We start from the raw sequence: 13,337 nt of genomic DNA, 5'->3' as shown, positions 1-13,337 counted from the left end.
GCCCCGGAGCGCGTGCCCACCGGCACCGGACGGCGCCGGGACGCCACCCGGCGACGAGGGAACGACGACCACGGAACGGGACCCATGACAGGGCGAGCACGGCCGGCGGGGGCGGACGCCCCGCCCCTGACCGAGCGCCAGGAGGAGCGGCGGCGCCGGATCCTGCACGCCAGTACGCACCTGGCGGGACGGGGCGGCTTCGACGCGGTCCAGATGCGGGAGGTCGCCGAGGCCGCGGGGGTCGCCCTCGGCACGCTCTACCGCTACTTCCCCTCCAAGATCCACCTGCTGGTGGCGACCATGCAGGACCAGCTCCAGCACCTCCACGCGACCCTGGCCAGACACCCGCCCGGCGGCGCCGACCCGGCGGACCGGGTGGCGGAGACCCTGATGCGGGCGTTCCGGGCGCTCCAGCGGGAACCGCACCTGGCCGACGCGATGGTCAGGGCGCTGATCTTCGCGGACCGCAGCGTCAGCCAGGAGGTCGACGCGGTCTCCCGCCAGACCACCGCGATCATCCTGGACGCCACCGGGCTGGCGGACCCCACACCGCAGCAGCTGTCCGCGGTGCGCGTCATCGAGCACACCTGGCACTCGACCCTGATCACCTGGCTGTCGGGCCGGGCCTCGATCGCACAGGTCCGCGCCGACATCGAGACGGCGTGCCGCCTGATCGACCTCCCGGCGGACGGCCCGTCCGGGCCGGGGGACGCGAGCGGTGCGGCCAGGTCACCCTCGGGATCCCGGTGACCGGCCGGTAGAGTGGGCGGGTCGTCATCACGCCCGTACGGGGCGGGTCCGGAGCCCTCCGGCCCGCCCCGTCCGTTCGGCCGCGCGCCGGAGCGGGCAGCCCGGGGATGCCCCGTGCGTGCGCAAACGGCTCCGGCCGGGGCGCGCCGCGCGGCCCCCGTACGCGGTCGTGACCGGCTCGTGCCGCCGGCGGACCCGCCGGCGGCCAGGCACCGTCCAGGCACGCGGGGCCGGAGCCCGGTGCCGCTCTGCGCGCCCGCGCCCCGGCGGTCCGCGGGTCCACGCAGGAGAGGCACACCCATGACCACCGTCCGCCGCGGCGCAGCCGCGCTCGCCGCAGCCGCCGTGCTCGGCACAGGCTTCGCACCGGCGGCCCTGGCCGCCCCGTCGCCCTCCCCCTCGCCCTCCGCCGACCTCCCCGCGGGGCTGTACGGCACCGGCGACCCGACCTACGACGGCGTCTGGCGGCAGTCCCTGGCACTGCTCGCCCAGGACACCGCCGGGGTGACCCCCGCCGACCAGGCCGTCGCCTTCCTCACCGGCCAGCAGTGCGCCGACGGCGCCTTCGCCGCCTACCGGCCCGACCCCTCCGCCGCCTGCGACGCGAAGATCAAGCCGGACACCAACTCCTCCGGCGCCGCGGCACAGGCCCTCGCCGCGCTCGGCGGGCAGGACGCGGCCGTGGCCAAGACCGTCGGCTGGCTGAAGTCCGTCCAGAACGACGACGGCGGCTGGGGCTTCTACCCCGGCGACGCCAGCGACGCCAACTCGACCTCCGCGGTGATCGGCGCCCTCGCGGCGGCGGGCGAGAAGCCGGCCGAGGTGACCTCGAAGGGCGGCAGGTCGCCCTACGACTCGCTGCTCACCTTCGCCCTGCCCTGCAGCGGGGACGACGGCGGGGCCTTCGAGTACCAGAAGGGCACACCCGGCTTCATCGCCGACTCCACCGCCGCCGCCGTGACCGCGGCCAACGGCCGCGGGCTGGTCGTACCGCCCGCCACGGGCACCGGCGGCCAGGACGCGGAGTGCGGCAGCGGTGCGGACCTCGCGGACGCCGCGCGCAACGGCGCCGCCTACCTGGCGGGCGAGATGGCCGGGACGGGCCACCTGGACACCCCGCCGATGCCGGGCGCCGAGGACTCCGACCCGGCCCCCGACTACGGCAACACCGCCGACGCCGTCGTGGCGCTCAGCGCGCAGGACGTGCCCCGGCAGGCGGCGAAGCCGCTGGACTGGCTGAAGAAGAACGGCGCCTCCTGGGCCGAGCAGGCCGGTCCCGCCGCCTGGGCGCAGCTCGTCCTGGCGGCCCACGCCACCGGCACCGACCCCCGCGACTTCGGCGGCACCGACCTGGTCGCCGGCCTCAACGCCACCGGCCCCGCCCCGAAGAGCGGCGACGCCTCGGCGCAGCCGGAGGCCAACGGCTCCGAGGCCGCCGGCGAGGAGGCCGGGGACGACGACGGCGGCTCGCTGACCACCTGGTGGATCGTGGGCGTGTTCTTCATCGCCGCGGTGGGCGTGGGCTTCCTGTTCAGCGGCCGCAGGAAGAACCAGGGCTGATGCTCCGCCGGTCCACCGCATGGCTGTCCCTCCTCGGGCTGGGCGCACTGCTCGCCGGACTCGCCGCCGCGCCCGCGCAGGCGGCCGGCTACCGGTACTGGTCCTTCTGGCAGGGCGAGGGCGGCGCCTGGCACTACGCCACCGAGGGGCCGGCGACCGCCCGTCCGGCCGACGGGGCGGTGGACGGCTACCGCTTCTCGGTCAGCGAGGACAGCGGGGACGCCGCCACCCCCCGTGAGGCACCGGACTTCGAGGCGGTGTGCGGCACCACCCCCGCCGCGGCGGGGACCAAGCGGGTGGCCGTGGTGATCGACCCCGGCACGCCCGAGGACGCCCCCTCCGGGCAGCGTCCGCCGGCCCGGCGCTCGGCCTGCGCGCAGGTCGGCACCGACGCGACCTCGGCCGAGGCGCTGGCGCAGGTGGCGAAGCCGCTGCGGTACGACGGCAGCGCGCTGCTCTGCGCGATCGGCGGCTATCCGCGCACCGGCTGCGGCGAGCAGGTGGACTCCTCCCGCACGGCCGGAGCGGACGCCGACTCCGCGGAGGCGTCCGCGCCGGAATCCGGCCCCGCGTCCGGCGGGACCGGCTCCGGCGACGGCGGGCAGGGCCCCTCGCTGGGCGTCTGGGCGGGCATGGCCGCCGTCCTCGGGCTGGGCGCGGCCGCCCTGTGGCGGGCCCGCCGACGCCGCGGATGACCGGGGGACCCCTCCGGGGGCGCCCCGCGCCCCGGCCGGAGGGTGCCGCGGGCAGGGCGGACACACAGGCCCCCGAGGAGGGGACGGGGACGCCCCCGACCGCCCCGGGCGCGGCCCCGGGCGCGGGCGAACCAGGTGCCCCGGGCGCGCCCGGGGCCGGCCCGGCGCGGGGCGCAGCCGGCCGGCAGCTCGGCCGCGCCGCCGGCCGGCTGCGCGCCCCGGTGGGCAGCCGCGGCAACGCCCTCCACGCGGGGGCCTGGTGGCTGTGGGCCGTGGGGCTCGCGGTCGCCGCCTCGCGCACCACCAACCCGCTGCTCCTCGGGCTGCTCGTGGGGGTGGCGGGCTATGTGGTCGCGGCGCGCCGCACCGACGCGCCCTGGGCCCGCTCCTACGGCGCGTTCGTCAAGCTGGGGCTGTTCGTCATCGCGCTGAGGGTGGCCTTCTCGGCGCTGCTGGGCTCCCCGATCCCCGGCACGCACACGCTCTTCACCCTCCCCGAGGTCCCGGTGCCCGGCTGGGCCGAGGGCATCCGCCTCGGCGGCCGGGTGACGGGCGAGCAACTGCTGTTCGCCTTCTACGACGGCGCCAAGCTCGCCACCCTGCTGATCTGCGTGGGCGCGGCGAACGCCCTCGCCAGCCCGGCACGGCTGCTGAAGTCGCTCCCGGGCGCCCTGTACGAGGCCGGTGTGGCGGTGGTCGTCGCCATGACCTTCGCGCCGAACATGGTCGCCGACGTCTTCCGGCTGCGCACCGCCCGCCGGCTGCGCGGGCGGCCCACCGGCGGGGTGCGGGCGGTCGCGCAGATCGGCCTGCCCGTCCTGGAGGGCGCCCTGGAGCGTTCGGTCGCCCTGGCCGCCTCGATGGACGCGCGGGGCTACGGGCGGACCGCGCAGGTGCCGGCCGGCGTCCGGCGGACCACCAACGCCCTCACGCTGGGCGGCCTGCTGGGGGTGTGCGCGGGCTCCTACGGGCTGCTCGCCGCCGAAGGCGCGCGCTACGGCCTGCCGCTGACGGCCGCGGGCCTCGCCGCGGCGGCGGCCGGACTCCGGCTCGGCGGGCGGCGCTCGGTGCGCAGCCGGTACCGGCCCGACCGCTGGGGTGCGCGCGCCTGGCTGGTCGCCGGTTCCGGCGCGGCGGTGGCGGCGCTGATGATCCATGCGGGCACCGTCGCCCCGGAGGCCCTGCATCCCGGGGTCGTTCCGCCCACCGTTCCCGAACTCCCCCTGTGGCCGGCCCTGTCGGTGCTGGTCGGGCTGCTGCCCGCCTGGGTCGCCCCGCTGCCCCCCGCTCCCCCCGGACCCCAGGAGTCGTCCCCGTGATCCGTTTCGACGACGTGACGGTGACCTACGCCGACGCGTCCGCCCCCACGCTGGAGCGGGTGGACCTGACGGTGCCCGAGGGGGAGCTGGTGCTGCTGGTCGGCCCGTCCGGCTCGGGCAAGTCGACGCTGCTGGGGGCCGTCTCGGGGCTGGTCCCGCACTTCACGGGCGGCACGCTGCGCGGCCGGGTCACGGTCTGCGGGCGGGACACCCGTACCCACAGGCCCCGGGAGCTCTCCGACGTCGTCGGCACCGTGGGACAGGACCCGCGGGCCCATTTCGTCACCGACACCGTCGAGGACGAGCTCGCGTACGGCATGGAGTCCCTCGGACTCCCCGCGGACGTGATGCGCCGCCGGGTGGAGGAGACGCTCGACCTGCTGGGGCTGGCCGAGCTGCGGGACCGGCCGATCGCGACCCTGTCCGGCGGCCAGCAGCAGCGGGTGGCCATCGGCTCGGTGCTCACCACGCACCCCCGGGTACTGGTGCTGGACGAGCCGACGTCGGCGCTCGACCCCGCCGCCGCGGAGGAGGTGCTCTCGGTGCTCCAGCGCCTGGTGCACGACCTCGGGACCACGGTGCTGATGGCGGAGCACCGCCTGGAGCGCGTGGTGCAGTACGCGGACCGGGTGGTGCTGCTGCCGGGGGCCGGCGAGGCGCCGGTGACCGGCTCACCCGCCGAGGTGATGGCCGTCTCGCCGGTCCACCCCCCGGTGGTGGCGCTGGGACGGCTCGCGGGCTGGTCGCCCCTGCCCCTGTCGGTGCGGGACGCCCGGAGGCTGGCCCCCGCCCTGCGCGACCGCCTGGCGGACCTCTCCCCCGCCGCTGCGGAGCACACGGGCGGGCCCGCCGTCCCGGCGGCTCCGGCCGAGGGGGCCCGGGTGGCCCTCCCGCCGGAGCCGGCCGGGGAGGCCGCAGAGGCGGAGGAGCCCGGTGTCCCGCCGGAGCCGGCCGGGGGTGGCGCAGAGGCGGAGGAGCCCGGTGTCCGCTCCGGGTCCTCACCCCGCCGCGGGCCCCTGCGGCGGGTCCTGGACCGCCTCCGGACGGGCTCCGAGGGCCCCCGCGCCCACGCACCGGCCCCCGCGCCCCGCACGCCGGGCGCCGGGGGTCCGCCCGCCGCGCGCCTGCGCGGGCTCACCGTCCGCCGCGACCGCGTCGAGGCGCTGCGCGGCATCGACCTCACCGTCTCCGCGGGCGAGACCGTGGCCCTGATGGGCCGCAACGGCGCGGGGAAGTCGACCCTGCTCGGCAGTCTGGTGGGCCTGGTCGAGCCGACGTCGGGCACCGTCGCCGCCGGGGGGATGACACCCCGCCGCACCCCGCCCCGCGAGCTGATCCGCCAGGTCGGGCTGGTCCCCCAGGACCCCCGCGACCTGCTGTACACCGAGACGGTGTCGGCCGAGTGCGCGGCGGCCGACGCCGACGCGGGCGCCGCCGTGGGCACCTGCCTGGGGCTGGTCGGCACTTTGCTGCCCGACGTCGGCGGCGCCACGCACCCGCGCGACCTCTCCGAGGGGCAGCGCCTCGCGCTGGCCCTGGCCGTCGTGCTGACCGCGCGTCCGCCGCTGATCCTCCTCGACGAGCCGACCCGCGGCCTCGACTACGCGGCGAAGGGCCGTCTGGTGGGCCTGCTGCGGGGCCTGGCCCGGGAAGGCCACTCGATCGTGCTGGCCACCCACGACGTGGAGCTGGCCGCGGAGCTGGCACACCGGGTGGTGATCCTCGCGGACGGCGAGGTGGTGGCCGACGGGCCCACGGCGGAGGTGGTCGTCTCCTCCCCGTCCTTCGCCCCGCAGGTCGCCAAGGTCCTCGCCCCGCAGCGGTGGCTCACGGTCTCCGAGGTGGCCACGGCACTGACCGGACGGGAGGACCACCGGTGACCGCGGCCGGCGGACCGCACGGCGGAGGCGCAGCAGGCGGAGGCGGAGGCGGCACCGTCGCGGACGGGCGCGTGCGCCCCGTCCGCCTGGGGCCCCGCTCCGTGGCCGCGCTGGTCCTGATCAGCGCGATCGGCGCGATGTTCTTCGGCTGGCCGCTGCTGGCCGACGCGGGATCGGGGCTCGCGGCGCACGCCGGGGACGCGCCCTGGCTGCTCGCCGTCCTGCTGCCGCTCCTGGTCGCCGTGGTCGTCGCCACGATCGCGGACAGCGGCATGGACGCCAAGGCGGTGGCCATGCTCGGGGTGCTGGCCGCCGTCGGGGCCGCCCTGCGGCCGCTGGGGGCGGGGACGGCGGGCCTGGAGCCGATGTTCTTCCTGATGGTGCTCAGCGGGCGGGTCCTCGGGCCCGGCTTCGGCTTCGTCCTCGGGTCGGTCACGATGTTCGCGTCCGCCCTGCTCACGGGCGGGGTCGGGCCGTGGATGCCGTTCCAGATGCTGGCCATGGGCTGGTTCACCCTGGGGGCCGGGCTGCTGCCCGGGGCGGACCGGCTGCGGGGGCGGACGGAGCTGCTGATGCTGGCCGGGTACGGGGCACTGGCCGCGTTCGCCTACGGGACGGTCATGAACCTCTACGGCTGGACCGTGATCACGGGCATGGCCACGGGGATCTCCTTCCACCCCGGGGACCCGCTGCACGAGAACCTGGTGCGGTTCCTGGCGTACTGCGCCGCCACCTCGCTCGGCTGGGACCTGGGGCGCGCGGTGCTGACGGTGGTGCTGACCCTGACGCTCGGCGGCACACTGCTGAGGGCGCTGCGGAGGGCGACCCGGCGGGCCGCGTTCGAGGCGCGGGTCACATTCGAGGAGGCCCGGACGGACCGGGCGGGGTGAGGCGCCCCACAGGGTCGCCGGCCGGTACGAGGCAGCATCGTAGCCACCCGGGACGGGGGCGGGCGGCGTTCCGCGGCCCGGACGCCGGGCCGGAGGGACGTCACCCCGAAGGGGCGACTTGCCCGTTTAGACCCTGATGCGATATGCGGTAGTACATGGGGGTCATTGCCACGGTTCGCGGCGGGGGCTAAGACTGGTCCGGTCGCCGGGCACCCCGCACCTGACAGCGGGGAGCCCACGGGTGGCCCGGACCCCCTCGTACGCCCTACGCCCGGGGGTCCGGCCTGCCCGGCGGCACCCCCGCCCCCGACGTTAGGCAACCCTCTTGTCCCGCTCCGTCCTCCGCCGCTTCGCCGACCGCCCGAAGACCGCTCTCGCCGGCTCCGCCCTGGTACTGGCCACCGCCGGCATGGCCGTCGGCATGAACCCGGCCACCGCCGCTGCCGCGCCCGCCGAGCCGAGCGGGTCGCCCAAGGCGATCGCCCAGAAGATGATCAAGGACGAGGCGCAGTTCGCCTGCTTCGACCGGATCGTGACGCACGAGTCCAACTGGGACGTGGACGCCACCAACGCCTCCAGCGGCGCCTACGGCCTGGTCCAGGCCCTGCCGGGCGGCAAGATGGCCTCCGCGGGCTCCGACTGGCGCACCAACCCCGCCACCCAGATCGAGTGGGGCCTGGACTACATGAAGGACCGCTACGGCAGCCCCTGCGGCGCCTGGTCCGCCTGGCAGGCCCAGGGCTGGTACTGAGCCCCGGCCTGATTCCGGCACCCCTGGCCGAGGGCCCCGGTCGCACGAGCGACCGGGGCCCTCGGCCGCGAGCACATGCCTGCGGGACCCGGCCTCCTCAGCCCGCACCGCCGGAGGGCGACGGCACGGGGGTGCCGGCGGACCAGAAGGGGGACTCGATGTACGGCAGACCCGTGGCCTCGGGGCTGTCCGGGTCGAACGGCTCCCTGTCCGGCTCCACGACCTCGGACTCCGTCACGCAGTTCGACGCGACGCTGAAGAACGCCTGGCCCTTGTAACCGATCTTGACGGTCAGCTGGAACCCCTCGGGGCTGTTCGCGAAGACCGCGGGGTTCTCCTTGCTCGGCCGGACCGTCGAGATCTCGTACCCCTGGGCCTTCCAGTGCCGCTCGACCACGCCCACGAAGCTCCCCCGGCGCTCCGGAGAGATCACGGTGACCACATACCGCCGACGGATTACCTGCCCCGCCCCCGTGGCGTCGTTCTTGAAGTCCGTGCAGATGCTGTCGGTGGACGGCCCGCGCCGCGCCTCCACACCGGGCCGGACGGCGGCCAGGGTGGCGTCGAGGATCTCGTCCGCCCGGTCGGACGCCTGCTGCATGTTCACGGTCTGCTCTCTCCCCTGGTCGCGGCCACCGGAGTCCCCACCGGCCGGACCGCAGCCGGAGGCGGCGAGCGCCACCAGGGCCACGGCGACTGCGCGATACCTCATCGATGCCTCTCCATCACGACGTTCTGCGGCTGCCCCGACACCACCGCGGCGATGTTCTCGGCCGAGGCGCGGTCCCTCTCGGGGTTGAAGTAGTTGGAGTGCGCCGGCGTCGGCCCCTCGCCGTCGATCAAGGGCCGGGGGCCGTCGTCCACCACGAACCGATGTGCGCCGAAGGCCTCGCTCGCGGGGTCCTTGCCGAACCAGATGTCGTCGTCACCCTGATCGGCGATGTCCGCCGCCAGATAGGCGAGCGGTGGTGACGCGGAGAGGAGCGCGCCGACCGCCGCCTCCTTCTTCGAGGGCAGCATCGTCACCGGGTCGTTCTCGGCGGCGCCCACGAACACGTGGTCCTTGCCGACCCCGAGGTCCTGCGCCCGGTCGACCCCGACGCCCGGGCTGCCGACGAGGACGATGTCGTCGGCCCCCGGTATCCCGCCGCTCTCCTGGGTGGCCGCACCCACGAGCCGAGAGCCGTAGGAGTGGCCGATGGCCGTCAGGTGCGGGTCCGCGTGGTCGTTGGTGGCGGAGAGGCCGCTCATGAAGGAGTTGTACGCAGGGGCTCCCTTCTCGGCGGGTGCGGAGGACATCACTTCGATGTTGTCGAGCAGGTTGGGCGCGTCGGCGCCGTCGAGTTGCGGGGGGTCGTAGCCGAGCCAGACCAGGGCGGCGCTGGAGGGGTCGTTCTCCCGGGCCAGGACAGCCGTGTCGTAGGCCCTCCTGACGTCGTTGCGGGCGAAATGGTCGTCCAGGGCCGTCCCCAGGCCGGGGACGTAGGCGGCGACGTTCCGCGACGTGTCCGGGTTGCCGACGGCGACGATGGCGCGCCCCGTGCCCTCGTCCCCGATGCCCAGCAGCATCATCGGGGGCTCCTTGGGGTCCTTGAGACGGGCCGCTGCGTTGAGTTCCAGCTGATGGCGGATTTCCTTCAGCCCCCCGTACCGGGCCTCCTCCGCCTCGCCCCTCCGCTCGGCGTAGGCGGCGATCAGCAGATCGAGGTTCTCCCGGTTCGCCTCGTCGCGCACGACGGCCGGAACGCCGTCCAGGTTGCCGATGACGTCGGGGTAGCTCGCGAGGTACTCGGTGCGCTGGGCGTCGCTCAGGCCGTCCCACCACGCCCTGCGTTCGGCCGGCGTCGCGTCCATCGGGATCTCACGCTTCACCTGCTCGTACGCGGCGTCGCGGACGGCCTCCATGTCGGCGGCGGCGTCCGCCCATGTCCCGGCGTCGACGGTGAGTCCCTCCGGCGCCCTGAGCTTGGCGAGCGTCTGCCGGTACCGCTCGTCGACCTGGCGGGCCTCGCGCATCGCCCGGGCGATCCGGTCGGCGACGCCCTGCGCGACGGCGTGGTGCGGGTTGGGGTTGAGGAGCTGCGTCGAGCCCGGTCCGAGCCCGGGCGTGAGCAGCCGCGGGCCGCCGGGTGCGTAGGGACCGACGGGAGGGGCGAGCGGACTGACGCGGCCCCCCACGGTGCCGCCGGGGACGGGGGCGCCGGTCAGCTCGTTCGTGCCGCCGGCCGGATAGGTGACGCTGCCGTCGTCGTGGACGGTGAAGCCGTGGGCCGCGGCGTCGTCCAGCGCCCCGGTCAGGGTGCTCCTCGGCGCGGCCAGGTCGGCGGAGAGCCCGCTGACGGCGGTACGGACCAGGCCGCACTCGGTCGTGATGTAGTCGTAGTTGCGGCTCAGGCGCTTGAACCTGCCCACGGCCGCGGTGGCGGACTCGCCCTCCTGGGACTTGGACAACGCCCCGGCCAGGTCCCCGTCGACGCGGGTCTGTGCGGCGTCGGCGAACCGGGACACGGCGCCCCATCCCTCGGCCGCCTCGTCCAACTCCGTCAGCTTCAGGTCGCGCAGCTGCTGCCACGTCAGGGCGGACGTCACCGGCCCTCACTCTTCTTCGGCGTGTGGACCGCGTCGGCCTTCGCCCCGGTCGCGGTGTCCACGCCTCCCAGGTCCGTGGCCACCTGTCGGAGCTTCGGTTCGAGCGAACGGCACTCGTCCCGAACGGAGTCGAGACGCTTCTCCCAGGAGTCGAGGACGGTGCGGAGCTCTGCGAGACTCGCGAGGCCGGTGAGGCCCGCGGTCATACCCGCATGCCCCTTGGACAGATCGCCCTTGGCCTTGCCCGTGTCGGTGCCGAGGTGGCCCGCGGTGACCGCCGCGCGGGTCCAGGGCTTCGCGGAGTGCCTGAGTCCGCCGGCCTCCCCGGCGGCCCCGCCGCCCGCTTCGGCGGGTCTCCCGTCCAGCTGGACGGCGGTCGACCCGCTCGCGCCCCGTGACTCCTTCAGCTGTTCCCACTCGTCCCAGGCCATGTCCGATCGCCCCCGTGGCTCGTCGGTGCTCGACCGTCCGCCGCAGGAGCGGTGCCCGTGGTACGGCGGACCGCGCCCGGCGGACGGCACTGTGGACGAACCATCCTAGGCCGCCCTGCCATGAGCACGATCGCGAGGGCGGGCGCGCCGGGCTGCGGCGCTCCGTCCGGTCGGCGTCGGCCGACGGAGGCGCAGCCCGGCGGTGGGATCGGCCCGGCCCGGCGGGGTGCGCCGCTGCGCCCACGGTGACGCGGTGGTCCGTCTCCGGCCGCCGCAGCGGTCACGCTCCCCCTGGGCCCGGCGGATTCACGCGCGTGCGGGCTCGGGCTCGTCCGAGCCGCCGGGCGCGGCCTGTGCCCGGCCGCCCGGCGCCTCCGCCGCGGCGGCACCGTCCGGGCGCGCCGGGGCCTGCGGGGGCACCGCGCCCGGCGGCAGGCGCAGCCTGCGCGGCCCGGACAGCAGATAGGTCAGCCCGAAGCCGAGGCCGACGACGGCCGCGCCGCCGACCGCGTCCAGGACCCAGTGGTTGGCCGTCGCCACGATCGCGCAGACCGTGAGCAGCGGGTGCAGCAGGGCAAGGAGCTTCATCCACAGCCTCGGCGCGAGGGCCACCACCACCAGGCCGCACCACAGGGACCACCCGAAGTGCAGGGACGGCATGGCCGCGTACTGGTTGGTGACCGCGGTCATGGCGCCGTAGTCGGGGTTGGCCAGGTCCTGGGGGCCGTGGACGGTGTCGATGTACCCGAGGCTCGGCATCAGGCGCGGCGGGGCCAGCGGGAACAGCCAGAAGCCGAGCAGCGCGAGCAGGGTGGCGAAGGCCAGCGAGGCGCGCGCCCAGCGGTAGTCGGAGGGCCGCCGCACATAGAGCACCCCGAGGATGCTCAGGGGCACCACGAAGTGGAAGGACGTGTAGTAGAAGTTGAAGAACCCCTCCACCCACGGCAGGTCGACCACGGCCCGGTTGGCCCAGTACTCGATGTCGATGCCGAGGGCGCCCTCCAGCGACAGCACCTGGCGGGCATGGGACTCGGCGGCGTCCACGCTCCCGGTCGCGGCGGCGCGGATGTGCGAGTAGGCGGAGTAGCCCACCCGTATCACGAGCAGTTCGAGGAGCAGGTTCGGGCGGCTGAGCACCCTCCGCCAGAACGGCAGCAGCGGCACCCGGCTCCAGCGTGCGGCCACGGGGGCGGCGTACTCGGTGGGGACGGGACGGCGGAAGTGCGGGGAGCCGAGGCTCAGGAAGGGGACCGCGCAGGCGGCGGCGAGCGCGGCGACCAGCAGGGCGTTGTCGCGCAGCGGGTGCAGCGGCGCCATGTTGGGCAGCAGCATCGAGCCCGGCAGCGTCACCACCAGCACGACCAGCACGGGCCACAGCATCCGGTCCGAGGCCCGGGTGCCCACCCGTCCGACGACGGCGAGCAGGATCCACAGCAGTTGGTGCTGCCAGGCGGTGGGGGAGACCGCGACGGCCGCGCAGCCGGTGATCGCGACGGCGAGCAGCAGCTGGCCGTCGCGGGCGTAGCGGACCGCCCGCCGCAGGGCCACGGCGACGACGGCGGCCGCGAGCACCAGGTAGAGCGCGATCTCCAGCGGCCCGGTCAGGCCCAGGCGGAGCAGTGCCCCGTGCAGCGACTGGTTGGCGAGGCTGTCGGGCCGGGCGCCCAGTCCCGCCCCGGCGGCATGGTGCACCCAGTACGCCCAGGAGTCGCCGGGCAGCGCTGCCCAGGCGAGCGCGGTGAGCCCCGCGAAGGTCCCGGCGGTGCTCGCCGCGGCCCTGCGGCGGCCGGTGAGCCACAGCAGGGGCGCGAACAGCAGCACCGTCGGCTGGAGGGCCGCGCCGAGGCCGATCAGCAGGCCGCCGCTGCGCTCGCCCCGGGCGGCGAAGCAGCCGAGGAGCACCAGGAGCACGGGGATGATGCTGGTCTGCCCCAGGTGGAAGCTGTTGCGCACGGGCAGGGAGAGCATGAGCAGGCTGATGGCGACCGGGGCGGCCAGCAGCGTGCTGCGGCGGGAGACGGGTACGGGCAGGGCGCGTGCCACCACCAGGCCGATCGCGACGACGAGCAGCAGCGTGCCGAAGGTCCAGGCGACGCCCAGGCTCTGCTCGGCGGAGCGGGCGAAGGGCTTGAGCACCAGTCCCGCGAAGGGGGTGCCGGTGAAGCGGTCGCCGTCGTACAGGGAGCCGCCGACGTGCAGGACCCCGTGCTCGCCGATCCAGGTCTCCAGGTCCGTCAGGCGCTCGCCGGGGGGCCGGGTCAGCACGGCGGTGGCCTGCCGTACGCCGAGCACCGCGGCCACGAGCCACAGGACGGCCCTCGCCGCGCCGATTCTGGATTCCGTCGCGCTCCCGCGCACGCTGTGCTCCGCGTTCACCACGTCGCGCCGCGCCTCCCCACCATGGTCCGTCCGCCGTCAGGGCGTCCACCGAAGCGTCGCACCGCCCCGTGGAGGAGACTCAGGCAACCCCCT

The 13,337-nt window shown here is 75.9% G+C and carries 11 protein-coding genes; 7 read left to right on the top strand and 4 right to left on the bottom strand.

Annotated features, from left to right (window positions below):
* The first annotated feature begins 84 nt into the window (after positions 1–84).
* The 7 genes from ACGF15_RS23080 (at position 85) to ACGF15_RS23050 (ending at position 7,845) form a co-directional block, all read left to right on the top strand.
* Positions 85–750, top strand: coding sequence for a TetR family transcriptional regulator (locus ACGF15_RS23080; RefSeq protein ID WP_345610129.1), 666 nt, complete (start codon positions 85–87; stop codon positions 748–750).
* Between the two features lie 300 nt (positions 751–1,050).
* Positions 1,051–2,310 carry a prenyltransferase/squalene oxidase repeat-containing protein gene (locus ACGF15_RS23075; protein ID WP_392801530.1) on the top strand — a complete coding sequence of 420 codons (1,260 nt, stop codon included), beginning with the start codon at positions 1,051–1,053 and terminating at the stop codon, positions 2,308–2,310.
* Complete coding sequence (locus tag ACGF15_RS23070; RefSeq protein WP_345610133.1) at positions 2,310–3,005, top strand: SCO2322 family protein; 696 nt, start codon at positions 2,310–2,312, stop codon at positions 3,003–3,005. The genes ACGF15_RS23075 and ACGF15_RS23070 overlap by 1 nt, the downstream gene beginning before the upstream one ends.
* A complete protein-coding gene (locus ACGF15_RS23065) occupies positions 3,002–4,324 on the top strand; it encodes an energy-coupling factor transporter transmembrane component T (protein WP_392801527.1) in 1,323 nt (440 codons plus the stop codon). The genes ACGF15_RS23070 and ACGF15_RS23065 overlap by 4 nt, the downstream gene beginning before the upstream one ends.
* Positions 4,321–6,204, top strand: coding sequence for an ABC transporter ATP-binding protein (locus tag ACGF15_RS23060; RefSeq protein WP_392801524.1), 1,884 nt, complete (start codon positions 4,321–4,323; stop codon positions 6,202–6,204). Before ACGF15_RS23065 ends, ACGF15_RS23060 begins: the two co-directional genes overlap by 4 nt.
* A 71-nt stretch (positions 6,205–6,275) precedes the next feature.
* Positions 6,276–7,094 carry an ECF transporter S component gene (locus tag ACGF15_RS23055; RefSeq protein ID WP_345610139.1) on the top strand — a complete coding sequence of 273 codons (819 nt, stop codon included), beginning with the start codon at positions 6,276–6,278 and terminating at the stop codon, positions 7,092–7,094.
* A 325-nt stretch (positions 7,095–7,419) separates the two neighbouring features.
* Complete coding sequence (locus ACGF15_RS23050; protein WP_345610141.1) at positions 7,420–7,845, top strand: transglycosylase SLT domain-containing protein; 426 nt, start codon at positions 7,420–7,422, stop codon at positions 7,843–7,845.
* A 97-nt stretch (positions 7,846–7,942) separates the two neighbouring features.
* Here ACGF15_RS23050 and ACGF15_RS23045 read toward each other — a convergent pair whose 3' ends face one another.
* From ACGF15_RS23045 to ACGF15_RS23030, 4 genes are all read right to left on the bottom strand, one after another.
* Positions 7,943–8,557, bottom strand: coding sequence for a hypothetical protein (locus ACGF15_RS23045; RefSeq protein WP_345610145.1), 615 nt, complete (start codon positions 8,555–8,557; stop codon positions 7,943–7,945).
* Complete coding sequence (locus ACGF15_RS23040; RefSeq protein ID WP_392801519.1) at positions 8,554–10,434, bottom strand: alpha/beta hydrolase; 1,881 nt, start codon at positions 10,432–10,434, stop codon at positions 8,554–8,556. The genes ACGF15_RS23045 and ACGF15_RS23040 overlap by 4 nt, the downstream gene beginning before the upstream one ends.
* Positions 10,431–10,865 carry an amino acid ABC transporter permease gene (locus ACGF15_RS23035; RefSeq protein ID WP_345610149.1) on the bottom strand — a complete coding sequence of 145 codons (435 nt, stop codon included), beginning with the start codon at positions 10,863–10,865 and terminating at the stop codon, positions 10,431–10,433. Before ACGF15_RS23035 ends, ACGF15_RS23040 begins: the two co-directional genes overlap by 4 nt.
* 306 nt (positions 10,866–11,171) lie before the next feature.
* Positions 11,172–13,244: a bifunctional glycosyltransferase 87/phosphatase PAP2 family protein gene (locus ACGF15_RS23030; RefSeq protein WP_392801516.1), complete on the bottom strand. Its 2,073-nt coding sequence runs from the start codon at positions 13,242–13,244 to the stop codon at positions 11,172–11,174.
* Between the last annotated feature and the right edge of the window lie 93 nt (positions 13,245–13,337).

The sequence above is a fragment of the Streptomyces sp. NPDC048001 genome, from assembly GCF_043203115.1.
In the GTDB taxonomy this organism is placed as follows: Bacteria; Actinomycetota; Actinomycetes; order Streptomycetales; family Streptomycetaceae; genus Streptomyces; species Streptomyces sanyensis.
This window is presented reverse-complemented; position numbering and strand designations above follow the sequence as displayed.